General features: G+C 61.7%; 20 protein-coding genes. 6 read left to right on the forward strand and 14 right to left on the reverse strand.

From position 1 onward, the window contains the following. The first annotated feature begins 9 nt into the window (after positions 1–9). From A0U93_RS16345 to mutL, 5 genes are all read left to right on the forward strand, one after another. Positions 10–183, forward strand: coding sequence for a hypothetical protein (locus A0U93_RS16345; RefSeq protein WP_169852670.1), 174 nt, complete (start codon positions 10–12; stop codon positions 181–183). 82 nt (positions 184–265) lie between these two features. Further along, positions 266–3,175, forward strand: a complete 2,910-nt coding sequence (gene ileS, locus A0U93_RS01065) for an isoleucine--tRNA ligase (protein WP_077805736.1) — start codon at positions 266–268, stop codon at positions 3,173–3,175. Continuing rightward, positions 3,172–3,675 carry a signal peptidase II gene (gene lspA / locus A0U93_RS01070; protein WP_245824989.1) on the forward strand — a complete coding sequence of 168 codons (504 nt, stop codon included), beginning with the start codon at positions 3,172–3,174 and terminating at the stop codon, positions 3,673–3,675. Before ileS ends, lspA begins: the two co-directional genes overlap by 4 nt. A 49-nt stretch (positions 3,676–3,724) precedes the next feature. Beyond that, the gene (locus A0U93_RS01075) at positions 3,725–4,273 is read left to right on the forward strand and encodes a DUF3035 domain-containing protein (protein WP_077805738.1); all 549 of its coding nucleotides are present in this window, start codon (positions 3,725–3,727) and stop codon (positions 4,271–4,273) included. A gap of 15 nt (positions 4,274–4,288) precedes the next feature. Continuing rightward, entirely contained in the window at positions 4,289–6,079 is a 1,791-nt protein-coding gene (gene mutL, locus A0U93_RS01080) for a DNA mismatch repair endonuclease MutL (protein WP_077805739.1), read from the forward strand. 29 nt (positions 6,080–6,108) lie between these two features. Here the strand turns inward: mutL and A0U93_RS01085 are convergent, their stop codons facing one another. The 4 genes from A0U93_RS01085 to A0U93_RS01100 all read right to left on the reverse strand — a co-directional run bounded on the left by A0U93_RS01085 (position 6,109) and on the right by A0U93_RS01100 (position 10,402). Next, positions 6,109–6,792 (reverse strand): YfdX family protein, encoded by a 684-nt coding sequence (locus tag A0U93_RS01085; protein ID WP_077805740.1) that lies wholly within the window; start codon positions 6,790–6,792, stop codon positions 6,109–6,111. A gap of 73 nt (positions 6,793–6,865) precedes the next feature. Further along, a complete protein-coding gene (locus tag A0U93_RS01090) occupies positions 6,866–7,771 on the reverse strand; it encodes an EamA family transporter (RefSeq protein ID WP_077805741.1) in 906 nt (301 codons plus the stop codon). Further along, positions 7,771–9,777: a DNA topoisomerase IV subunit B gene (gene parE, locus A0U93_RS01095; protein WP_077805742.1), complete on the reverse strand. Its 2,007-nt coding sequence runs from the start codon at positions 9,775–9,777 to the stop codon at positions 7,771–7,773. The genes A0U93_RS01090 and parE overlap by 1 nt, the downstream gene beginning before the upstream one ends. Positions 9,778–9,883: 106 nt before the next feature. Then, positions 9,884–10,402: a hypothetical protein gene (locus A0U93_RS01100; RefSeq protein WP_147151205.1), complete on the reverse strand. Its 519-nt coding sequence runs from the start codon at positions 10,400–10,402 to the stop codon at positions 9,884–9,886. Positions 10,403–10,926: 524 nt separating this feature from the next. Here A0U93_RS01100 and A0U93_RS01105 point away from each other — a divergent pair. Next, complete coding sequence (locus tag A0U93_RS01105; RefSeq protein ID WP_245824991.1) at positions 10,927–11,295, forward strand: hypothetical protein; 369 nt, start codon at positions 10,927–10,929, stop codon at positions 11,293–11,295. Positions 11,296–11,345: 50 nt separating this feature from the next. On the opposite strand, the gene A0U93_RS01110 is transcribed toward A0U93_RS01105, so the two are convergent. The 10 genes from A0U93_RS01110 to gltX form a co-directional block, all read right to left on the reverse strand. Next, entirely contained in the window at positions 11,346–11,795 is a 450-nt protein-coding gene (locus A0U93_RS01110) for an Rrf2 family transcriptional regulator (RefSeq protein WP_077805744.1), read from the reverse strand. A gap of 230 nt (positions 11,796–12,025) precedes the next feature. Continuing rightward, entirely contained in the window at positions 12,026–13,150 is a 1,125-nt protein-coding gene (locus tag A0U93_RS01115; RefSeq protein WP_077808226.1) for an OmpA family protein, read from the reverse strand. Between the two features lie 262 nt (positions 13,151–13,412). Next, positions 13,413–13,748 carry a DUF1491 family protein gene (locus tag A0U93_RS01120; protein WP_077805745.1) on the reverse strand — a complete coding sequence of 112 codons (336 nt, stop codon included), beginning with the start codon at positions 13,746–13,748 and terminating at the stop codon, positions 13,413–13,415. Beyond that, positions 13,745–15,361, reverse strand: coding sequence for a S41 family peptidase (locus A0U93_RS01125; protein ID WP_245824993.1), 1,617 nt, complete (start codon positions 15,359–15,361; stop codon positions 13,745–13,747). Before A0U93_RS01125 ends, A0U93_RS01120 begins: the two co-directional genes overlap by 4 nt. A gap of 185 nt (positions 15,362–15,546) precedes the next feature. After that, a complete protein-coding gene (gene topA / locus A0U93_RS01130; protein WP_077805747.1) occupies positions 15,547–18,198 on the reverse strand; it encodes a type I DNA topoisomerase in 2,652 nt (883 codons plus the stop codon). 31 nt (positions 18,199–18,229) lie between these two features. Then, positions 18,230–19,354, reverse strand: a complete 1,125-nt coding sequence (gene dprA, locus A0U93_RS01135; RefSeq protein WP_077805748.1) for a DNA-processing protein DprA — start codon at positions 19,352–19,354, stop codon at positions 18,230–18,232. 40 nt (positions 19,355–19,394) lie between these two features. Then, positions 19,395–20,045: a glycerol-3-phosphate 1-O-acyltransferase PlsY gene (gene plsY / locus A0U93_RS01140; protein WP_077805749.1), complete on the reverse strand. Its 651-nt coding sequence runs from the start codon at positions 20,043–20,045 to the stop codon at positions 19,395–19,397. Beyond that, positions 20,042–21,334, reverse strand: a complete 1,293-nt coding sequence (locus A0U93_RS01145; RefSeq protein WP_077805750.1) for a dihydroorotase — start codon at positions 21,332–21,334, stop codon at positions 20,042–20,044. The genes plsY and A0U93_RS01145 overlap by 4 nt, the downstream gene beginning before the upstream one ends. Further along, the gene (locus A0U93_RS01150) at positions 21,331–22,275 is read right to left on the reverse strand and encodes an aspartate carbamoyltransferase catalytic subunit (protein WP_077805751.1); all 945 of its coding nucleotides are present in this window, start codon (positions 22,273–22,275) and stop codon (positions 21,331–21,333) included. Before A0U93_RS01150 ends, A0U93_RS01145 begins: the two co-directional genes overlap by 4 nt. Continuing rightward, a complete protein-coding gene (gene gltX / locus A0U93_RS01155; RefSeq protein WP_077808227.1) occupies positions 22,268–23,674 on the reverse strand; it encodes a glutamate--tRNA ligase in 1,407 nt (468 codons plus the stop codon). The genes A0U93_RS01150 and gltX overlap by 8 nt, the downstream gene beginning before the upstream one ends. Between the last annotated feature and the right edge of the window lie 15 nt (positions 23,675–23,689).

The following is a 23,689-nucleotide window of genomic DNA, read 5'->3' on the forward strand; positions in this document are numbered from 1 at the left end:
GAGGTGGTTATGCTGGGAACGATGCAATTTCTTCATCATCTTGCGTGGCATCGTCATCTGCTGATGCTTGAGGCGGCTGCGCGAATAGCGGCAATCAGCGGATCGACCGTCCTTGTCGAGGGCGACGAACTTGAAATTGTCGGCGATATGGCGAATGAGGCTCAAAATCCGGCTTGTGGATGAGGTTCGGGGCGCTGGCCTCTTGACCCTTTCCTCCGCATCTTCGCATAACTCGCGGTTCCTTGACCCGTTCGATTGATTGAAGATGTCTGACAAAGCCAGCACAGAGTCGCAGGATCGCTATCGCGATACGGTATTCCTTCCCCGTACAACGTTCCCGATGCGCGGTAGCCTGCCTGTTCGTGAGCCAGAGACACTGGCACGCTGGAAAGAGGCCGGTCTGGACGCGAAAATCGCGGAGAGCGGGCGGGACAGGCAGACATTCACATTGCACGACGGCCCGCCTTACGCGAACGGCCACCTGCACATCGGTCATGCACTGAACAAGATCAACAAGGACGTGATTAACCGCGCGCAACGTATGAGCGGTTTCCGCGTGCGTTACGTGCCGGGCTGGGACTGTCACGGCCTGCCGATCGAATGGCGTGTCGAGGAAGAGTATCGCAAGAGCGGCAGGAACAAGGACGAGACGCCAATTCTCGAATTCCGTGCGGAATGTCGTGAATACGCGCGTAAATGGGTCGATATCCAGAGCGCGGAATTCCAGCGCCTTGGTGTGCAGGGCGAGTGGCAGAACCGCTATGCCACGATGGATTTCGCGTCCGAAGCGAGCATCGTCGAGGAAATTGGCCGTTTCCTGCTGAACGGTGAGCTTTACCGTGGGCTACGTCCCGTCATGTGGAGCCCGGTCGAGAAGACGGCGCTCGCCGAGGCGGAGATCGAATATCACGACATCACCTCGACCACGATCTACGTTGCCTTCCCGATCGTGGCGGATCCCACGCCCGCGCAGGCGCTGACAGGCGTCTCCGCCGTGATCTGGACGACGACGCCATGGACCATTCCGGCCAACCGCGCGCTCGCCTACGGGCCGGATATCACCTACGTCGTCCTGCGCGCGGACGAGGTCTCACCCGACAGTCTGGTGCCGCAGCGGGCGCGTCTGCTGGTCGCCGAAGAGCGCGTCGCGGATTTCTGCGCTGCCACGGGTATCGTCTCTCATCACGTGCTCTACACATTGCCCGGCGATGCGCTGGAAGGGGCGATCTGCGCCCATCCGCTACGGGGCTATGGTTACGAGTTCGACGTGCCGATGCTGCCCGGCGACTTCGTCACGACCGATACGGGAACGGGCCTGGTGCATATGGCGCCGGCTCATGGTCAGGACGATTTCCTGCTGACGCGCCAGTATGGCATCGAGGTGCCTGAACTCGTGCAGGACGACGGCACATACGCGCCCTGGGTGCCGCATTTCGCGGGGCTTCATGTGTTCAAGGCTGCCGATCCGGTGTGCGAGGCCCTGGCGGAAGCGATGCAACGCTGGATTTCGAACGGCGATGTCGCCGCCGGCCTGTTGGCGCGCGGGACGATCAATCACTCCTATCCGCACTCCTGGCGGTCGCGGAAGCCGATCATCTTCCGTGCCACGCCGCAATGGTTCATCCGCATGGATGGCAAGGGAGAACTGCGTGCCAAGGCGCTGGACACCCTGAAGGACGTGACCTTCGTGCCGGAGATCGCCCGCAATCGACTGACCTCGATGGTGGAGCAGCGGCCCGACTGGTGCATCAGCCGTCAGCGTGCATGGGGTGTGCCGATTGCCGTTTTCGTCCAGAAAGGGACGGGCGAGGTGTTGCGGGACCCCGCGGTGATGACGCGGATCGTGGAAGCGATGCGGGAGCATGGCGCGGATATCTGGTACAGCGCCGACCCGGCTGTCTTCCTGGGTCCCGATCGCGATCCGGCGGATTACGAACAGGTTTTCGACATCGTGGACGTCTGGTTCGAAAGCGGATCGTCCCACACCTTCGTCCTGGGTGACGACGGGCTCAATTTCCCGGCGGACCTCTATCTCGAAGGGTCGGATCAGCATCGCGGCTGGTTCCAGTCCTCCCTGCTGGAAAGTGTCGGGACACGCGGGATCGCGCCCTTCAGGGCGCTGGTGACGAACGGCTTCGTGCTGGACGAACAGGGGCGCAAGATGTCCAAGTCGCTCGGCAACGTGATTGCACCTGCCGACGTGACCGACAAGCTCGGCGCGGACATTCTGCGGCTCTGGGTTGTCAATTCCGATACCAATGAAGATCTGCGGATCGGCAACGAAATCCTCAAGCAGCAGGGAGAACTCTATCGCCGCCTGCGCAACACGCTGCGATGGCTCCTTGGCGCGCTGGATGGTTTCACACCCGATGAGGCGTTGGGTTATGACGACCTGCCGGAACTTGAAAAATACATCCTCTATCGCGTGAGCGAGTTGGGCGGCATGATCGATCGCGGCGTACAGACGCATCAGTGGGTCGGCATCTACCCGGCGCTGCACGGCTTCTGCACCACGGATCTCTCCGCATTCTATTTCGACGTGCGCAAGGATGCGATCTACTGCGATGCGCGGGACAGCCATCGCCGCCGCGCGGCGCGCACGGTGCTGGATATCCTGCATCGCGCACTCTGCACATGGCTGGCGCCGGTGCTGGTCTTCACCGCCGAGGAGGCATGGACCGCGCGTTTCGGGCATGAGGAGAGCGTGCACCTGCAGCCGTTCCTCCAGCCGGAAGCAATCTGGAACGATGTGGAACTGGGCGACCGCTGGACGCGCCTGCGTGCTGTTCGACGGGTGGTGACCACGGAACTGGAAACCGCGCGTCGCGGCGGCGTCATCGGCTCGTCGCTCGAGGCGAAACTCGTCCTGCCGGTGTCGGAGCGGGAAGCCGGCGTGCTGGGCACCGTCGATTGGGCGGAACTTGCGATCGTCTCCCAGGCCGATATCGAGATTCTGCCGAACGCGCCCTCATTGTATCTGGACGAAGAGATGTCGGAGGAATTGCCCGGCACGCCGGAAGCGCATGGTGGACCGCGCGTTCTGGAAGCACCGGGCGAGAAATGTCTGCGTTGCTGGCGGGTGCTGCCGGAAGTGGGCACACATGACGCGCATTCCGGCCTTTGCCTGCGATGCGTGGCCGTCGTCGAAGCGCAGGGATCGGGAGCCTCCGCGTGATCGCGCCACGGCAGCAGCGGCATTTCCTTGTCGGGATCATTGTCCTGCTGCTTGTTCTGGCGGCCGATCAGGCGAGCAAATGGTGGATACTCTACCGGTTCGATCTGCCGGCGCGCGGGAGCGTTGCGTTAACGCCATTCCTGAACTTCACGATGGTCTGGAACCATGCCGTTACGTTCGGCATGCTGGGCGGTCTGGGCAAGGCGGGTCCGGTCATTTTCTGCACCGTGGCGCTCCTGGCCGTTGTTGCACTGCTGTGGCAGTTGACCCGGACCGTGAAATTGTCACTGGCCATCGCCATGGGGGGCATTGCCGGGGGGGCGATCGGTAACGTCATCGATCGGCTCCGCTTTGGCGCGGTCGTCGATTTCATTCATGCGCATGCTTTCGGCTGGAGTTGGTACGTCTTCAACGTTGCTGATTCGGCCATTGTCTGCGGCGTGGCATTATGGCTTGTCGATACGCTCCTTGCCGAGCGTGCAGACGCAAGGGTGCATTGAATTGACCCACTTGTCCGAACGGTTCGGGTTGCGTAGGAATAATGCCATCATGGCTCAGCATCCTTCTTCGTCCGCTCGTTTCGTCCAGCGTGCCTTGCCCCTGCTCGGTGGCGTCATGCTGCTTGCCGGCTGTTCCGGTAACGACATATCCCGTGCGTTCAGCCTGGAACGTTCCACGCCGGATGAATACACGGTGACGACGCGCGCACCGTTGTCGATGCCACCGTCGGAGAAGCTGAGCGCACCGGGTTCCGGACAGCAGGCGCCGGATGAAAGCCCGAGCATGCAGGCGTTGGAAACGTTGTCGCCGAACGCCGCCTTGCATCAGTCCCAGGGCAGCACGAGCGCGGGGCAGAGCGCGCTTGTGGGAGAAGTGGACAAGGCCTCCAGCGCGCCAAACAACGCGGAGCTGGGCACGGCAGGCGCCGGACTGGTCGACAATCTTATGTTCTGGCACGGCGGAAGTGCCGGTTCCGTCGTCGATGGAACGGCGGAAAACAGACGTATCCAGCAAGAATCGGCGCTGGGCAAAGGCCCGGCTTCGGGCGCCACGCCGACCGTTCGGGCGAAGTCCTCGGGCTTTCTCGGAATCTTTTAAGTTGCCGGGTTGCGCATGATCGCGCGACCGACGATCCGCCGCCTGAGCGGCCATGTGATCGATCTGATCGCTGCCGGGGAAGTCATTGAGCGTCCTGCGGCAGCGCTGAAGGAGCTGCTCGAGAACGCGATCGACTCAGGCGCGGATCGAATCGAGATCGCATTGCTTGCCGGTGGGACGGGCCGTATCGAGGTCGTCGATAACGGATGTGGCATGACGCCGGACGAACTGCTGCTGGCAGTCGAGCGCCATTGTACGTCCAAGCTCATCGACGATACGCTCGTGCAGATCAAGACGTTGGGTTTTCGTGGCGAGGCCTTGCCGTCGATCGGCGCCAGTGCGCGGCTTCGGTTGACCTCGCGCACGCCGCATGCGGACACGGCCTGGTTGTTGGCCGTCGACGGGGGCATCATCACGCCACCTGTCCCGACCGCAGGCGTGCCAGGTACGCGTGCCGTCGTGGAAGACCTGTTTTTCGCAACTCCCGCGCGACGAAAGTTTCTGAAAAGTCCCCGCGTCGAAGCCGGACATGCCGAATCCACCGTTCGGCGGCTGGCTCTGGCGGCGCCTCATTGTGCGTTCCTGTTGCGCATGGATGATCGTGTTGTGCTGGACCTGCCGGTGCAGACGCCGCTTTCACGCGCGCAGGCGATTCTGAACGAGACTGATGCGCTCCATCCCCTGGATGAACAGCGGCAGGAACTTCACCTCACCGGTTTTCTCGCAGGGCCGGCGTGCACACGCTCAACGGCGACGGGACAGTTCTTTCTTGTCAATGACCGTCCCGTGAGCGATCCGGTCCTGAAAACGGCCATACGGATTGCGTATCGTCCGCTGATCGAGCCCGGACGACAGCCGGTGGTCGCCCTGCATCTCCGCATGCCCATGGAAGCGCTGGATGTGAATGTGCACCCTGCGAAAACGGAACTGCGCTTCGCAGACGAGGCGGCTGTCCGCAGCCTCGTGATCGGTGCGCTTCAAAGAGGGCTGGGGCGCGGTGCCGGGGGAGGGGGCCAGCGTATCTCGTTGCAACGCGCTCGCCCGGCCATTCACTACCCGCCTCCGGAGTCGCATCCGCCAGTGACGCCCGTTTCTCCCGTGCCGCAGCGCGTGCAGGGCGGTTTCGCGGACACCGGTGAGACATTCGCCCCTGCCGCGCGCCGTCTCGAGCCACCTGTTGCTGCACCCTCGGTGTCAGGGCAGAGCTATCCGTTGGGGGCAGCCGTTGCGCAGGTGCTCGACACCTACATCATCGCAGTGGCGGAGGATGGCGATCTGGTTCTGGTGGACCAGCATGCGGCACATGAGCGGTTGACGCATGAAAGGCTCCTTGGCCAGTTCGGCGCCGGGCGTATTCGTGCACAAAGGCTGCTTCTGCCAGAGGTCGTGGATCTGCCCTCCCGCCAGGCCGATCAGCTTCTTCTGCATCGGGAGATGTTGTCGACACTTGGTCTGGAAATTGAAACTTTCGGCGGTGGGAGCATCCTGTTGCGCACCATGCCCGATCTTCTGCAGGGGAGCGATCCGTCAACGCTTCTGCGCGACCTTGCGGAAGAACTCTTCGACGATCCTGACCTGACACCGGGGGATGCGTCCGCCGTGGAACGACGCATGGACGCAGCCATTGCGCGCATGGCCTGTCATGGCAGCATCCGCGCGGGACGTCGTCTCAACGCTGATGAGATGTCGGCATTACTCCGACAGATGGAACAAACGCCACGCGCGGCAACCTGCTCGCACGGACGACCGACCTGGTTGAAATTGAGCCGTACGGAGCTGGAACGTCTTTTCGGCCGCATCCGCTAGAAGCCGGCCGAAAAGACATAGGCTTGGCATCAGACGCGTTTATGCTTCGTGACAGGCGCATTGCCCTGCGGGGCAACGGTTTCCAACGTGTCCTGCGATACGAAAACAACGGTATCGAGCGCCCCCTGCAACGCTTCGTTGGCATCCTTCGCGTCGCCACCGTCAAGAAAAACGGAAGCGCGGTGTACGTCGCCTGATGCCTGTTGCAGCGGTGCCAGGCCGATGATGTAGTCAACATCAATGCCCACAATCTTCAGATCCTGCACGACCAGTGGTTTGCGGCCTTGCGTCAGATGCTGGTTGGCGTTCTGAACGGCCTGCTGTTTATCCGGCGCAAGATCGTCCGCGACGACATAGCTGCCCGAAACAGGAATCCACGTGTCCGGCGTGGCAGACGGCGTGTGGCGCACGCCGTGCTGCGGTGCGCCGGCCGCCGACGGCAACTCGGTTTCCGCTTTGACAAAGGCTTTATGATCGGTTGCCGCATGAGCGAGACGGCTTTCGGCATCCTGGATGAGGGGAAGCGCCTGAGTCGTCTGGCCTGCGGCCAGCGCGGTTTGTGCCTGAGCGATGTCTGCGAACGCCACCTGACCATCATGCGAGAGGCGGCTGAAATCCCGGTCCACAGTCGCAGAGTTGGACTTGGTTGCAGCGTTGGCGGGTAGGCTTGAAGCCAGGGCAAGTACCGTGGCGACGGTGAGAACTGCCTTCATCTTTTCTTATTCCTTCTCCTGTCATTCTTTGTAACGAATGCAGGTGAGGGAAAGATCGGACCTAACCGCTTTTTTAACCGGGGGGCGGCTGTGGCTTCGTGACAGATGGCCGACTGCTGAGCACATTGCCGACGGACGCCGCGACAACGCAGCCCACACCGACCCATCGGGCGGTGGATAATGATTCTCCCAGCAGGACCAGGCCGGACAGCGCGCCAAGCATCGGCTCCATGCTGAGAAGAACGCCGAGTTCGCTCGGTTTCAGGCGGCGCATGGCCATCATATCAAGGATATAGGGCACTGCGGAAGACATGATCGCCACGCAGACCGCCCACATGCCCTGATTCGGATGCGTCACTGCCAGGGGCAGGGCGGGCAGAAGCCATGGGGAGAGAAAAAGCGCGCCTATGGTCATGCCCAGGGCAGTGGACTCGCCCGCCGGCATGGTGCGACCGATACGGGTTCCGGACAGGATATAGACAATCCACCCCACGCCGCTGCAAAGGGCCGCCGCGACGCCGATCGGGTCCAGATGCCCTACAGCTTTTTCCGGGCGTAGAAGCAAAAAAACACCGATGGCGACCATAACCGCCCATAAGAGGTCGAGCGCCCGGCGGGAACCGAACAAGGCGAGACTTAAGGGACCCATGAACTCCAGGGCAACGACCAGACCAAGGGGTAGCCGCGTCAGTGCAATGTAGAAAAAGAAGTTCATGACGGCCATCGACGCGCCATACGGTATCAGCAGCGGCCAGACGTCACGTCGGAATGCGGTCCGGGCAGGACGCATGACGATCAACAGAATGACCGCCGCAAATCCGACGCGCAAACCAACCATGCCAGTCGGTCCAAAAAGCGGGAAAAGGCTTTTCGCCAGCGCCGCGCCAATCTGGAACGACGAGATGCCGCCGACCAGCATGGCAACGGCGCCGATGTGCTGGATACGCACATCGGACGCCTGCGAAGTTGCTGCCGACATCAGACGTCGAGCAGTTCGGCGGAGCGGGCGTGCTCCTGAATAAAGCGGAAGCGAAGTTCCGGACGACGCCCCATGAGGCTCTCGACGCGATCGCTCGTTTCCGCGCGGTCTTCAGGTCTGGCGACCACCTTAAGCAGGGTGCGGCGTTGCGGATCCATCGTCGTCTGCTTCAGATCGGAGACGGGCATTTCGCCCAAACCCTTGAAGCGTGACACTTCGACCTTCGCATTGGCCTTGAAGTCCCGCTTGATGCTGCGCTCGCGGTCGCGATCGTCCATGGCGTAGATGGTCTTCGCACCGTGCGTCAGGCGATACAGGGGCGGCCGGGCCAGATACAGATGTCCGCCACGGATGAGTTCGGGCATTTCGCGATAGAAGAACGTCATGAGCAGGGACGCGATATGGGCGCCGTCCACGTCAGCGTCCGTCATGATAATGACGCGACCGTAACGCAGCCTGGCGATATCGAGTGACGAACCGACGCCGCAGCCCAGTGCCTCGACGAGATCGCGCAATTCCTGGTTGGCGCGCAACTTGTCCGCCGATGCCGACGCAACATTGAGGATCTTGCCTTTCAGGGGAAGAACAGCCTGCGTTTCGCGATTGCGGGCCTGCTTGGCCGAGCCGCCGGCCGATTCGCCTTCGACAAGAAAAATCTCGGTTTCGGCGGCATTTTCACGTGTGCAATCCGTCAGCTTGCCGGGCAGCCGCAAGCGGCGCGTAGCACTTTTGCGAGGTGTGTCCTTGGCCTCACGACGACGCAAACGTTCTTCCGCACGCTCGATCATGAACGCCAGCACGTTGTCCGCCTGGGACGGATTCCCACCCAGCCAGTGATCGATGCGATCGCGCAATGCCCCTTCGACCAGACGCGAAGCTTCCTGTGTCGTCAGTTTTTCCTTCGTCTGTCCCTGAAAATGGGGATCACGAATGAAAACCGAGAGCTTTACGGATAATGCCCCGAGGATATCTTCAGCCGTGATGGCCGCTGCGCGTTTGTTGTTACGCTGCTCCCCCCAGGCGCGAAAGCCCTTGACCAATGCCGCCCGAAAACCGGTTTCATGCGTGCCGCCCTGCGGCGTGGGAATGGTGTTGCAGTATGATGTCATACTGGACGTGCCGCTTTCGAGAAAAGCCACCGCCCACTCCAGCCGGCCGCCGGGGCGTCCATCAGCCGCCGCTGGAAGCTCCGCTTCGCCGGCCCAGATGGGCGCCAGCAGAGCCGGTTCCGAGCCAAGTTCGGCGGCGAGGCTGTCGGCCAGTCCATTAGGGAAATGGATGACCGCTTCCTGCGGCGTCTCGTCGCCGGCCTTGAGGAGCCCTGTCGCGACATTCCATCGAATCGTCACACCCCGGAAGAGGGCTGCTTTGGAGCAGCATAGGCGATACAGGCGCGCGGGAGAGAAGCTGAGATTGCCGAAAATCTGCGGATCCGGTGCGAAGCGGATCGTCGTGCCACGGCGGTTGGGCGCGTTTCCGACCTGCGTTAGCTTGTTGAGCGGCAGGCCGCGCGCATAGTCCTGTCGCCAGACGATCCGGTCACGCGCGACTTCGACTTCCAGCTTCTCGGAGAGCGCATTGACGACTGACGAACCCACACCATGCAAACCGCCGGAGGTATCATAGGCCTTGCCGGAGAATTTTCCGCCCGCGTGCAGTGTCGTGAAGATCACTTCCAGCGCCGAACGGTCCTTGAACTTCGGATGGGCGTCCACCGGGATGCCGCGACCGTTGTCACGGATCATCAGGAGACTGGGCGCTTCCAGGCTGACATCGATCGTCGAGGCGTGTCCGGCGACCGCTTCGTCCATGGCGTTGTCGAGAATTTCGGACGCCAGATGATGGTAGGCGGTTTCGTCCGTACCGCCGATATACATGCCGGGCCTGCGGCGGACAGGCTCCAGCCCTTCCAACACCTCGATATGCTCGGCACCGTAGTCGCTGGGCACGGGCGGCTTACGGCTTTTTCGGGGTGTGCCGCCATCGGAATTGAAGAGGTCGTTCATAAGACGTTCTTGCCGATCTCCCGCCCCGGACGTCAAGCGCCGACTTGGCGAGGGACCCATGTCGTTCGTGCTTCCCCCGAATTCACTGCCGGGAAAGCAGTATCTGTCAGGTTCGCGCGCGATGGCGGCTGGTCGTGTGACGAGTCGTGCCGTGCTTCGAGTAGCGGGAAACGCTGGCTTCCGGCGCACCGCAGATTTCGTAGGATGCCGGTTGCACCACGTCCTTGGCGGCAGCGTAGTGTGCCAGATCGGCACTGTCGTCCAGAGCAGCAACCTCGTCGAACATCGCGACGCGTTGCATGCAGAAAATCGTGCCGGCGCGCAGACCGCCTTCCGACTGAACGTTCGCAAGCTGCGTTATGTAATCGTCGTGCTCTTTCTGAGCATTCCGGCCATATGTCGTGCGGAAATAATTGTTCAGGCGCGCTTCTTCATCGGTGAGGTTGCTGCGGAACTTGCCGACGAAGGCGTTGTAGCGATCCTGTGCATTGCAGGAGAGGGCCGTCACCATCAACTCGCTTTTCAGGCCCTGAACGTCGAAAGCTTCATGAGCGGGCGACTCGCCGCATGTTGCGGCATATGCCATCGGTGCCGAAAACGTCATGGCCGAGAAAACAGCGGCCATCAGAGCACCGGCCGAATGACGTGCAGGGCGGCACCGGGGGAAAAGCGACATCGAGAATACTCCAAACCAGCATGAGTGCGGGCGGCACGAGGCAAGATGATGATGCCACGCCATGCGAAGGACGGCCGGCAAGCCCCTATAGTGCAACAAGAATCGCGGCGGGAAAATGGCCAAAGGCCGTTCCATGTCATGATTTCAACGAAAAGAGGGGGCAAACTTCCCAGATCGATGCGCCCGGGGAGCATGCTCCCTTTCGCGGCGACGCGTCTTGCGCTAGGCCAAGCATCGCTTATGCCGTCGCAGGTGTTAAGCAAGCGCGTTTTGATTGATGGATACGGGGTTTAACGGTGCGACTGCGAGGTTTTGTTTTTCTGTTCGGCTCGGCGCTGGCTCTGGCCGCCTGTGCTCAAAAACCGGTTGTTCAGCGCGTTGCGCCGCCCAACCCATTTGGCTACCAAAAGAAATCCGCTGTTTGTCAGACGACACCGATCGTCACGGCGGCTGACGGTTCCAAAACAGTCTCGATGACCGTTCGTAGCGATGACGGTTTGTGCGCGCTGAAGGTGCAGCAGGCCGACAATACGAATTACGCGTCATTCGGCGTATCGCCCACGCCGCAGCACGGGAAGGCTTTCCTGTACAACTACGATGGCGCGACTTACGTCAATTACACACCGTCGACAGCCTATGCGGGGACCGACAGCTTTACGGCGGTGCTGATTCCGGGAGGGGGGCGTCCGCGTGTCAAGCTGGCAGTGACGGCATCTGTGGACGCTACGGGTGTTCCCGTTGCTCAACCCGCGCCGGCACCGGCGGCTCCCGCCGCGACAACGACCTCAGGCAAAAAGAAGTCGGCTTCCGCCGTTCGTCGTAAACATACGACCCACCGCTGACGGCTGATACTGATCCGTCGGAGGCCGCTGGGGCGCCGACGGATCGTCATTCAGATTGAGAACGAAATGGGCTCGTGAACGGGACGTCGCAATCCGGCGGCTTCTGCTCGACGCACCATCTCCTCCAGATTCAGTGCCTTCAGCTGCTCGCAGATGCCGTTGTCGAGCATGCGCCAGCAGGGCTCGATAACGCGGTCGAACAAGGCGCCGCTTGGTCCATCACCCGCAGTGGCATCATCGGTCGCCACAGCACGAACGATTTCATCCAGCGCGATATCCCTCTGCGGTCGGCCAAGGCGATATCCACCGCGCGGCCCACGAACACTTTCAAGCAATCCGGAGCGCGATAATGCCTGGAGCAGGGGTTCGATCCCCCGGCGCGCCAGCCCGGCGCGCTCTGCAATATCCGCACCACTTACCAGCCCGGATCGGCCGGCGTGAAACGCGACGTCAACCATGATGATAACGGCGACCATGGCCCGATCACGGCGAAGATACATACCACTTATTCCCCAGACTTTCGATGATGCCATCTTATCAGCTGGATATGGGATATAACATCCTTCCTCCGTAGAAATAGAGGCAGGCCGCATCGTTCGCCGAATATGTCCGCTGAAACCGCGTTCGAATGTCGTGAACTATAAGCGGGAGCGTATGCCGGTGCTCCCGTTCATCCTTTTGCGCCGCGTCTAGGCCCGATATTGATCTTCAATCGATCGGGCCAGACACGTCATTTAATGATGATTTCTACGCGCCGATTTTGCGGCTCACGCGTATCCGCTGCTGTCTGCACCAGAGGATGCGCCTCACCAAAGCCTTGGGTGGTGATCGTGCCACCCGGCACACCGTCCCGGATGAGTTCCGACTTGACGGCTGCCGCCCGTCGTTCCGACAGCTTCAGATTATATTCCTGACCACGTCGACCCGGATGGGCGGCACTGTTGTCGGTATAGCCATTGACCTCGATGCGCGTGACCTGGGTGTGGGTCGACGACTGCGCCGCCGTGGCCACGATAGCACGCGCCCTCTCGCTAAGCTCGGCGCGATCCCAATCGAAAAACACCAGGTAGGTCCGTGCTGCCGCAGGAGCCGGGGCGGCCGTGACAGGCGGCGCCGGCGGTGGCGGTGGTGGCACGGGGTTGAACTCGTAACGCAGCCCCAGCAGAAGCGAGTGATTGAAATCTGTCCGGGTGTCGCGGTTGCCGGATGCGACGCCGTAGGGCCGGGGTTTGTCATAGCCACCGATACTTCCGATGGCGGTAGCGCCATGACCCTGTGGGCCCAGCATGCTGTAGAATCGATATTCGCTTGTGAAGGAGAGTCCGACGACCCACGGCACGGGGAATGAGAGGCCGAAAATGCCCTGATAGGCGAAATTACCTGCCGTTCCGCCCGTGTACTGCGTGAAATAGTTGTTCGGCGCCCGCACCGTCGTGTTCATGCTCTGCCAGCCATATCCGACGCCAGCGCCGAAATAAGGATAGAGCCAGCTCTTGCCGATATCGAGATCGAAAAGGGCATTGGCCATCGCACCATAGCTCTGCTGGCGCCCACCGACAGAAGACGGGAAGGACGAACTTCTGAACTGTTGCAGTCGGTTGTTGCGATAGTTCCCTTCGATTTCCACGCGAAAACCGTTACCAAGGCCCCAGCCGACTGCGCCGATGCCGGTCACACCGGCGTCGTAGTGATCTCGTCCGCTGGGAAACACAGGAGACAGGCGCACTTCCTGATCCTGGTTGAAGCTCGCGCCACCTTCGCCGGAAACATACAACCCACGCACCGGCTGTGCGATCGCGTGCACGGATACACTGAAACCGAGGCCCGAAAAAAGGGTCAACGCAGCGCGTCGCATGGCGCGCGAAGGGCGTGACCAAGGTGCGCTGGTCGTTCGCTGTCGCAGCGTCATATCGTCATCTCCATTCATCCCCGCGCACATCTGAACAGGCTGGGCTGTCGAAGCTCTGGCCTGGGCGCTTCTGTTGTATTGCTTTCTTGCCGAAACGCCTTCGTAGCGCAACGCACCGCGCCTCGTGTGGTGCGCCCATGTCGCATCAGGACGATGCAATCGTGTCTTGAGTGTGGACATGCCGCAACACTTCCACCCCGACTGGAGATCAGAAAAAGTCGCGTCGCCGTCCCAGAAACTCTTCCAGTGGTCCATCGATTGATGAAACCTCCACCTCGATGATCCACAGATCAGGATCATAACGACGCTGTCGCGCGAGATATGTGTCCAACGCAGCCTGATCGTCGATTGGCACGCGACTCCAGCCTGGTTCGGACATTGTTTCGCGCAGCACCACGATCGTGCCGCTCCGTTCAATCGCGACGACCACGACATCGCCGGCATCTTCATCGCCACGATGGAGAACCATCGCGGATCGGCCTTCGCCGGCAACACGCCGCAGGATTGCGCGCACCCACAGGCCGCTTTTCAAACGCGCACTCATGGAACGGCACTCAGGTCGTCAGGAATAGCTGAGAGTGCGGTTTTATAGGCACCGGGCGTCGTCAGAATCGCTTGCGCCGCATCGAGGTCCGCATCAGTTCCGATGGCCGCCGGACAATTCCGTCGAATGTCGAGGATTCTCGAAACGGAGAGTGGATAACGTGCGGCGCGGCTCGCTCTCACCGTCGGCGCGTCGACAACCTGTCCGTCCCGAAGAGCGCGGAGGCTATGCTGCAGGTCCGCCTCGCCGCGGGCCGTGCAGATTTGCGGAATGACGCCCAGGCCCTGAAGGGGCCAGCCGAGCGGCGCGAGAACGCGACTCCATGTGACGAACAGTTCGCCACCATCGGGCATTTGTCCGATGGCCTGAACCAGCCCTTTACCGAGTGTGGCACTGCCAATGACGACAGCCCGCCGGTGATCGGCCAGGGCGGCTGCCATGATCTCCGCCGCGCTGGCTGTTCGGCCATCCACCATGACCACGATGGGCACGCCTTTCGTCATATCGCCACCTTGCACGGCCCAGATATGGTTTGCGCGCTGATCCCGCCCGTTCGTCACAACGGCGACGCCGTGATCGAGAACGAGAGCCGTGGCCGTCACCGCCTGTTGGAGAACGCCACCCCGATCGCCTCGCAAATCGAGGATGATACCGGCCAGTTTCGTATCCTGCATCGACTGATCGATATATTGGCTCAGCTCCTCGGCCGTTTCCGTCGAGAAAGACGTGACACGCAAGACAACGAGGTGCCCGTGCGTATAGGCGAAGACGGTCTGCGGTGGGACTGAGGCCCGATGAAGTACAAGATTGGCACGACGACGGCCAGGATCAGCTAGTGTCAGAAGCACGCGGCTGTCCGACGGACCGGAGAGCCAGTGCGCGACGCTCTCGGGGCTTTGATTGCGCGTGCTTCGGGAATCGACGGCAAGGAGTCGCTGGCCGACATTGACGCCAGCCGTCCATGCCGGCCCGTTGGCATTGACCGCAGAGATGAAAAGACCACGGTCGTCACGTCCCAGTGTGACGCCGACATCCGCCGCGCCCCCGAAGCGGGCCGTTCGATCCTGCACGGCGGGCGCAGGGCCGACATAGCGCGAATAGGGATCGAGATGATTGAAAAGTTCGTCGAAAAAACTCTGGAGCAGGGCCGTGCTTCCCGCGGCGCGGATGGTGGTGGATTGAGTCCACGCTTCCTGCATGGCGCTGACGACGAGCGCGATCCAACCCGCGGTGTCCGTGTCGCCAGGGCGCGGAAAGGTGCGAAGAACACGCTGTCCGGACATCAGCTGAATTGCTGGAGGCTTGCGCGTCTGCGGATCCGGCGGGGGGACCTCTTCGATGACGATCGCGGGATCGATGGCCGTCAGACCGTCCAGCCCCCACCAGCATAAATCCCGCGCACTGTAGCTTTCGAGGGTCCGTGGCTGCAGGAAATTGAGCGCGCTCGAAAGCACGTTACTCAACATGCCGATATTTAAAGGAGACGAAGTCGCCGTTTCCGGTGTCGCGACCGGATCGACAGGTGCTGCTGCAACGGCCCCGAGGGTCCCCAGCAGGAGCAGAACACGCGCTGCGTACCCGGCCATGGAGCGCGGGAACGACCGATGGCTCATGCTCGGCACGATCATCCGACAATCACATGCTGGCTAGAAAAATGTTGTGGAACAAAAAGCACTTGTCGGTCCGAAAGACATTCTATGACTCCTGCCCATACGCGCAAGGCTGAAGGTCGGATACGGGCGTCATGGAGGCTGCCTTATTTTTGCCAGGATGTGTGACCGAAAACGCGCGCTTGTTATCACGCGCTTTCCGGGCTTGCCTTCTTTCGGGTCGTTGTCCGTGTTTTGGCAACCGCGCCGGTTTTCTTTGGCGCGCGCGCTGCTTTCGCTGGCCCCTCGGCATTCTTGGCGGATTTCGGCGCCGCTTTTCGGGTCGTCTTGCCTTTTGGCTTCAGAGCCTTGCCCTTTTCGGCAAGAAGGGCCACCGCCTCCTGAAGTGTCACATCATTCATGTCCTGACCCTTGGGCAGATTGGCGATGACCTGGCCATGCTGCAAATAAGGACCGAACCGACCCTTTCGGACCATGACCGGCTCGGCATCCTTGAGGTGTGGGCCGAGATTGCGAATCGACGCGAGTTTTTTTGCCAGGCTGTCCACTGCGCGATTGAGGCCGACGGTCAGCACGTCATCATCAGCATCCAGTGTGCCGTAGATCGCGCCCATCTTGACGTAGGGACCAAATCGCCCCAGCCCGGCTTCGATCGGTTCGCCCGTCTCCGGATGAAGTCCGACAAGTCGTGGAAGGGAAAGGAGTCCGCGCGCTTGATCGAGGGTAAGCTTGTCACCCTCGATGCCCTTGGGAATGGTCGTGCGTTTCGGCTTGATCTTCTTGTTCTCGGGGTCTGCTTCGCCTTGCTGGATATAGAGTCCATAGGGTCCACGACGAACGGTGATGTCCTGTCCGGTTTCGGGATCCTGACCAAGGACCTTCAGCCCATCCTTCAATGTTTCCGCGCCACCTTCATCCTCGGCAACCAACCGCCGCGTGAACTGGCATGTTGGATAATTTGAGCAGCCGATGAAGGCGCCGAATTTACCGAGCCGGAGCCCAAGACGCCCGGTACCGCAGGCCGTGCACTGACGCGGATCGCTGCCATCTTCCGGGAGGGGAAAAAAGTGGTCGCCCAGATCCTTGTCCAATGCGTCGATCACATCGGAGATCTTGAGGTCTTTCGTCTGGCTGACAGCAAACGAGAAGTCACGCCAGAACGCCGCCATGACGTCATGCCAGTCGGCACGGCCGCCGGAAATATCGTCCAGCTGCTCTTCGAGGTTGGCCGTGAAATCCGTGTCGACGTAACGCTCGAAGAAAGATGTCAGGAATGCCGTGACCAGGCGACCGCGATCTTCCGGCATGAAGCGTCGGCTTTCCAGCCGCACGTAATTCCGGTCGCGAAGCACGCTAAGGATCGACGCATATGTGGAGGGACGGCCAATGCCGATCTCTTCCATCCGCTTGACAAGACTGGCCTCCGAATAGCGGGGCGGCGGCTGGGTAAAATGCTGTTCAGCCAGGGCGCCTAAATTCTTCAGGCGATCGCCTTCCTGCATCTTCGGCAGGACACGGCCCTCGTCGTCCTCGCCTTTCGCATCGTCGCGGCCTTCGATGTAGAGCTTGAGGAAGCCGTCGAACGAGATAATCGAACCCGTGGCACGTAGGACGAGTTTGCCGCTGTCGTCAGCCAGTTCGACGATGACCTGGTCCAGTTCAGCCGACTGCATCTGCGACGCGACCGATCGTTTCCAGATGAGTTCGTAAAGACGCTGCTGCTCGCTGGACAGATGGCGTGCGATGTCGCGCGGTTCACGTCCCACATCGGTCGGGCGGACGGCCTCATGCGCTTCCTGGGCGTTCTTCGCCTTGGTGGAATAGAGGCGGGGCTTTTCCGGGACATACTGCTCACCAAAAGATCCGCCGATATGCTGCCGGATCCCACTGATGGCTTCACCCGCCATCTGCACGCCGTCCGTTCGCATATACGTTATCAGGCCGACCGTTTCGCCGCCGATATCCACACCCTCATAAAGCTGCTGCGCGGCGCGCATCGTCGTCTGGGCGCTCATGCCGAGCTTACGTGAGGCTTCCTGTTGCAGCGTCGAGGTGGTGAAGGGCGGCGGCGGATTGCGTTTGACTTTTCGCCGTTCGACGGAGCGAACGGTGAACTGCCCACGGGAGACAGCGTCCCGGGCAGCGTGTGCTCCCGCTTCGTCATGCAGATCGAACTGGTCGAGCTTGCGGCCGTCAAAGTGGGTGAGCCGAGCCGTGAAATTGCTGTTGCCCGGTGTCGTGAAATCGCCTGTGACGGTCCAGTATTCGCGAGGCTTGAAAACCTCGATTTCCGCCTCGCGCTCGCAGATCAGGCGCAGGGCGACTGACTGCACCCGACCGGCGCTCCGGCTGCCCGGCAGCTTGCGCCACAAGACGGGCGAGAGCGTGAAGCCAACGAGATAGTCCAGCGCGCGACGGGCCAGATACGCCTCGATCAACGGTTGATCGAGCTCGCGCGGCTTTTTCATCGCCGCGAGAATGGCGGATTTTGTGATCTCATTGAACGTAACGCGCTGCACCTCGATGCCGCGTAGAAGATTCTTGTCCTGTAAGACGGCGCGCACATGCCAAGAAATGGCTTCTCCCTCGCGATCCGGGTCAGTCGCGAGATAGAGGTGTTTCGCCCCCTTCAGGGCCTTCGCGATCGTGGCCATCTGCTTGGCACCACGCTCGTCGGTCTGCCAGTCCATGGCGAAATTCTCGTCCGGGCGCACACTGCCGTCCTTGGGCGGCAGGTCGCGGACATGGCCGAACGACGCAAGGACCGTATAGCCGTTGCCCAGATACTTATTGATGGTCTTGGCCTTTGCGGGGCTCTCGACCACTACGACGTCCGTCATCTCTACTCCGGTCCCGATGCAGCGACCGACCTTATCGGCGCTCCTCTGGCAACAACACCACGCAACCGCCCGGCAGGAAGGTCGCGGACCCACCTAATTCCAGTTCCGATAGCGCGGCAAGCACTGCCGAGACCGAGAACTGGCAGCGACGGGCCACATCGTCAACCGGCATGGGCGTCATCGAGAGCAGGGAACGCACCTTTGCGACCACGCTGCCGGAGACGCCGTCCGGTGTGCGCCATGTTTCGGGAGACTCCGCGAAACCCGCCAGTTCACGATCGACAGGGTCGGGAACGACCCGAGGAAGATGCGGCAGGATGTCCGCGACGCTTTCCGTAACCCAGGCGCCTTCACGCAGCAGATTGTTCCCGCCACGCGACCGCGGGTCGAGCGGCGAACCGGGAACGGCGAACACCTCCCGGCCATACTGGGCAGCCAGCCGCGCCGTAATCAGCGTGCCGGACCGCAGCGCCGCTTCAACGATCACGCAACCCAGTGACATACCAGCAATCAGCCTGTTGCGCCGGGGGAAGTGACGACTCTGCGGAATGGTCCCCAGGGGCGCTTCGGTCACGATGCATCCCTTTTCCGCGATCTCTTTTTGCAGATCGACATGCTCCGGCGGATAGACCTGATCGAGCCCTCCGGCGATCGCGGCAACCGTCAGGCCCCGATAAAGCGCCGCCTGATGCGCAGCCGCATCGATTCCGCGCGCAAGGCCGGATATCACACAGATATTTTCTGCAGCGAGTTCGGTGGCGATTACCTCAGCCATACGAATCCCGGCGGCAGAAGCGTTGCGAGCCCCCACGATTCCGACTGCGCGATGTGAGAGCAGGGATGCATTGCCCATGATCGATAGAACAGGCGGCGCATCGGGAACGTGAACGAGCTGAGCAGGATAGTCCCGCTCACCCTTGATGATTATGCGTCCGCCCAGCGCCAGCGTGCGCGCAATGTCGTCCTCGATCTCACAGCGTGTCGGTATCTTAGGAACAACGTGCCGACCGGCGTCGCGCATGCGTGCTGGCAACGCTGCGAGCGCAATTTCCGCCCGACCATGAACCTCCAGCAGCCGACGGAACGTTATCGGGCCCACGCCGTCGACGCGCGCAAGGCGGATGAGATCGGTGCGTTCGGCAGCAGAGAGCGTCATAGCGATGGACTATGTCGATAACTGGTTAACAACCGGTGAATCAGATCTTCATTTTGCCTTGTGGCGGTGCATCGATCCTGATGCGGGATTCGTGCCCTGAGATAAGTCGCGCAATATTTCCGGCATGGCGCGCGACAATCAGCAGGGTTAGCAGCAACGTGGCAATGGGCAGCGGCGAGTGTAACGGTTGCTCGCTCAAGGGCGGCATCAGGAGTGGGGCCGCGATGAATGCGGCCAGCGCGCCGGCGGACGAGATATGGCTGAATTTCGCAACGGCCAGCCAGATCAGGCAACAGGCCAGTCCGACCGGCCAGCAAAGCGCCCAGATTACTCCCAGCCCCGTTGCCACGCCTTTTCCGCCACGAAACCCGAGCCATACCGGGAAGCAATGGCCGATCACGACCATGACCGCCGCAAGGCCCATGCTCTCCATCGTGCCGGTCTCGCAAAGTGTCCGCGCCAGAAGAACGGCAAGGAAACCTTTCAGTCCGTCCAGCAGGAGTGTTGCCGCCGCCAGGCCCTTACGGCCGGTCCGCAAGACATTGGTCGCGCCGATATTGCCCGAACCGATCTTGCGAATATCCCCGGCACCGCCCATGCGGCTGATTAGCAAGCCGAACGGTATGCTGCCCATCAGGTATGCGCCCAGCGCGACGACCGGCAAGCTCGGTGGCATCCAGTTCCATGTCATGATGGCGATCTTTCGAAAACCCTTGCACCGTTTTTCCAGGTGCCGATGACGGCACCACGCAGGAGGCGACCGTCAAATGGCGTGTTTTGTGCGCGACCGGGCAACTGGCCGGATGTGACCGTCCACACCAAGTCGGGGTCGAACAGGCAAAGATCGGCCGAAGCGCCCGTCGCCAGACGGTCTCCAGACAGACCGAGCAGTCTGGCGGGGCCGTCGGTCAGCAGATGCAAAGCCCGCTCGAGCGGGATATCGCCCGCGTGCACGCGTTCGAGCGTGACACTCAACAACGTCGCCAGACCGGTTCCGCCTGCTGCAGCCTGGGCGAACGGCAGGCGCTTATCATCGGCATCCCATGGCGTATGATCCGATGCAACGGCGTCGATCGTGCCGTCCGCCAGTGCCGCACAGACCGCCACCCGATCCGTCTCTGAGCGAAGGGGCGGTGAGAGTTTGGCGTAGGTTCGGAAATCGGTGATTTCCTGCTCGTTCAGCGCAAAATAAGGCGGCGCGGTATCACAGGTGATTTTCAGCCCACGCGCTTTGGCGTGGCGGATCAGTTCGAGACCTTCGGCTGTCGAGACGTGGCCGAAGTGCAGCCGGGCTCCGGTCATTTCCGCAAGGCGGATGTCACGGGCGATCAGGATCGCTTCCGCTGCCGCCGGTATCTGGGGCAGGCCAAGCCTGGTGGCGAGAGCGCCGGCCGAGGCGCAGCCGCCGCGCGCCAGAGAGGGATCCTCGGGATGCTGGACGACCATGGCATCGACGCCATGCGCGTATGACAAGAGCAGGCGCATGCGCTTGGTGTCGGCGATGGCGCGATTGCCGTCCGTGAAGGCAACGGCGCCCGCTTCACGAAGCATGGCGATTTCCGCCATCTCCTCGCCGTCGCACCCTTTGGTCAGGGCACCATAGGGCAGGATCGACACGATACCTGTCTCGTCGCCCCTTGTCCGGAGCAGTCGCACGAGTGACGGCTCATCGATGGCCGGTCTGGAGTTGGGCAATACGGCGATTGTCGTGACGCCACCCGCCGCCGCAGCGCGTGCACAGGACGCAATCGTCTCCCGGTATTCGAATCCCGGCTCCCCAATGGCAACGCGCATATCCACGAGGCCCGGCGAGAGGATGCCGCCATCCCCGTCAATGATGTCGACATCCTCCGGCTTGCCCTCCGCGCCAGCAGAATCGCGACCCACAATCAGGCCGTCCCGGACCAGCAGACGCCCGGGCGCGACCTGTCCGGTCGCCGGATCGAAAATGCGAATATTTTCAAAGAGAAGTCCCGTCATGCCGGAACCCTCAGGCGTGACAGTCGATCCAGAACCGCCATGCGGACGGCAACCCCCATTTCAACCTGTTCCTGAATGACGCTCTGCACCGAATCCGCGACATCCGATGCGATCTCGACACCCCGGTTCATCGGTCCCGGATGCATGACCAATGCGTCAGGCTTCGCGAGTGCCAGACGACGGCGATCCAGCCCGTAGAAGCGAAAGAATTCGCGTGCGCTGGGTACCAGCCCTGCGCCCATGCGCTCACGTTGAAGGCGCAGCGTCATCACGACGTCGACATCCCGCAAGCCGTCTTCCATGCTGTGAAAGACCTCGACATTGCCGAGCGATGCGATAGCTCCCGATACGAGCGTCGGTGGTCCAATAACCCGGACCTTGCTGCCCATGGCCGTCAGCAGGTGAATGTTCGAACGAGCGACGCGGCTATGGCCGACATCGCCGCAGATGGCGACGGTCAGCCCATCCAGCTTTCCGGCGTGCCGCCGAATGGTCAGCGCATCCAGCAGTGCCTGCGTCGGATGTTCATGCATGCCGTCGCCGGCATTGACCACGCAGGCTTCCACCTTTCGGGACAGCAACGCCGGCGCGCCGGATTGCGCGTGACGCACGACAAGCAGATCGCAGCGCATGGCATTCAGGGTCGCCGCCGTGTCCAGCAGGGTTTCGCCCTTGTTGACCGAGGATGTCGCCACGGTCATGTTGATGACATCCGCGCCGAGACGCTTTCCCGCCAGTTCGAAGCTGGTGCGGGTGCGGGTACTGTCTTCGAAGAACAGGTTAATCAGCGTGCGACCCCGTAGGGCATCGCGCGGGGCGGTCCGGGATCGTGACAGAAGGGCGTAGCTGGCGGCGAGATCGAGAAACGGCGTGATCTCAGCCGCCGTCATGCCTGCCAGCCCGAGCAGATGCCGCCCGTGCGATGCAGCGGCATCAGCCATGGGCGATCGCCGCGCCGATGCGCGCCAGAGCCTCGTCGCGCCCCAGGGCCTGAATGGTGAGATCGATGCCGGGCGACACGGTGCTGCCCGTCAATGCCGCGCGCAGGGGCTGTGCGACCTGGCCCAGCTTGAGAGCGTGTTTTTCCGCAAACGCACGCAGGGCAGAATCGATCTGCGACGCTTCGAAGGGTTCGACCAGCGCCATTGCCTCCGCGACGCCCCGAAGCGTTGCCTTTCCGGCGTCATCGAGTTGCTTCAACGCCTTGGCATCGTAATCGAACGGAACGTGGCGCCCGAGGAATGCTGCGCTATCGGCCAGTTCGGTGAGGAGTTTCGCACGTTCCTTCAGACCCGGCATCAGGGTCAGCACGCGCTGGCGGACGGTGTCGTCGGTTGCGATTCCCGCCCGGTTCTCCAGACGTTTCATGACATCGTCGGTCAGACGCACGTCATCGGCTTCACGCATATAAACGCCGTTGAGATGCGCCAGCTTGACATAATCCATGCGCGACGGCGAGCGACCGACACCATCCAGATCGAACAGACGGATCTGTTCGTCGCGGGAGAGGATTTCCGCGTCGCCATGGCCCCATCCCAGACGCAGCAGGTAGTTGCAGAGCGCTTCCGGCAGATAGCCCGCGTCCCGGAAGTCCACGACCGATTGTGCACCGTGGCGTTTGGAGAGTTTCGCGCCATCGGGGCCGTGAATGAGCGGCAGATGCGCGAAATGCGGAAGATCCCAGCCCATTGCGCGGTAAATCATCGCCTGTCGGAACGTGTTCGTCAGATGGTCGTCACCGCGCATGACATGCGTGATCGCCATGTCGTGGTCGTCCACGACGACGGCATGCAGATAGGTCGGTGTGCCATCCGAACGCAGGATGATGAGATCGTCCATTTCCGTATTGGCGACTGTGACATCGCCCTGCACGAGATCGTGGATGACGGTCTCGCCGGCGCGCGGCGCCTTGAGACGAACGGCATAGGGTGCGCCCTCCGGCGCCTCCGCAGGGTCGCGGTCGCGCCAGTAACCATTGTAGCGCGGCGGGAGGTTGTTGGCTTTTGCCTCCTCGCGCATGGCGGCAAGTTCTTCCGCCGTGCAATAGCAGCGATATGCCAGTCCTTTCGCGAGGAGTTCCTGTGCGACTTCCGTATGACGCGCCTGCCGCGTGGACTGGAACACCGGTGTCTCGTCCGGCGTGATGCCCATCCAGGCGAGCCCATCGAAGATCACATCCACCGCCTGCTGGGTGGAGCGTTCCTTGTCGGTATCCTCGATACGCAGGAGGAATTCGCCGCCATGATGGCGGGCGAAAAGGAAATTGAACAGGGCGGCGCGGGCGTTGCCGATATGCAGCAAGCCGGTCGGGGAGGGGGCGAAACGCGTGCGAACGGTCATGACCGGTCCCATAGC

It is taken from the genome of Neoasaia chiangmaiensis, assembly GCF_002005465.1.
GTDB classification, from domain to species: Bacteria; Pseudomonadota; Alphaproteobacteria; order Acetobacterales; family Acetobacteraceae; genus Neoasaia; species Neoasaia chiangmaiensis.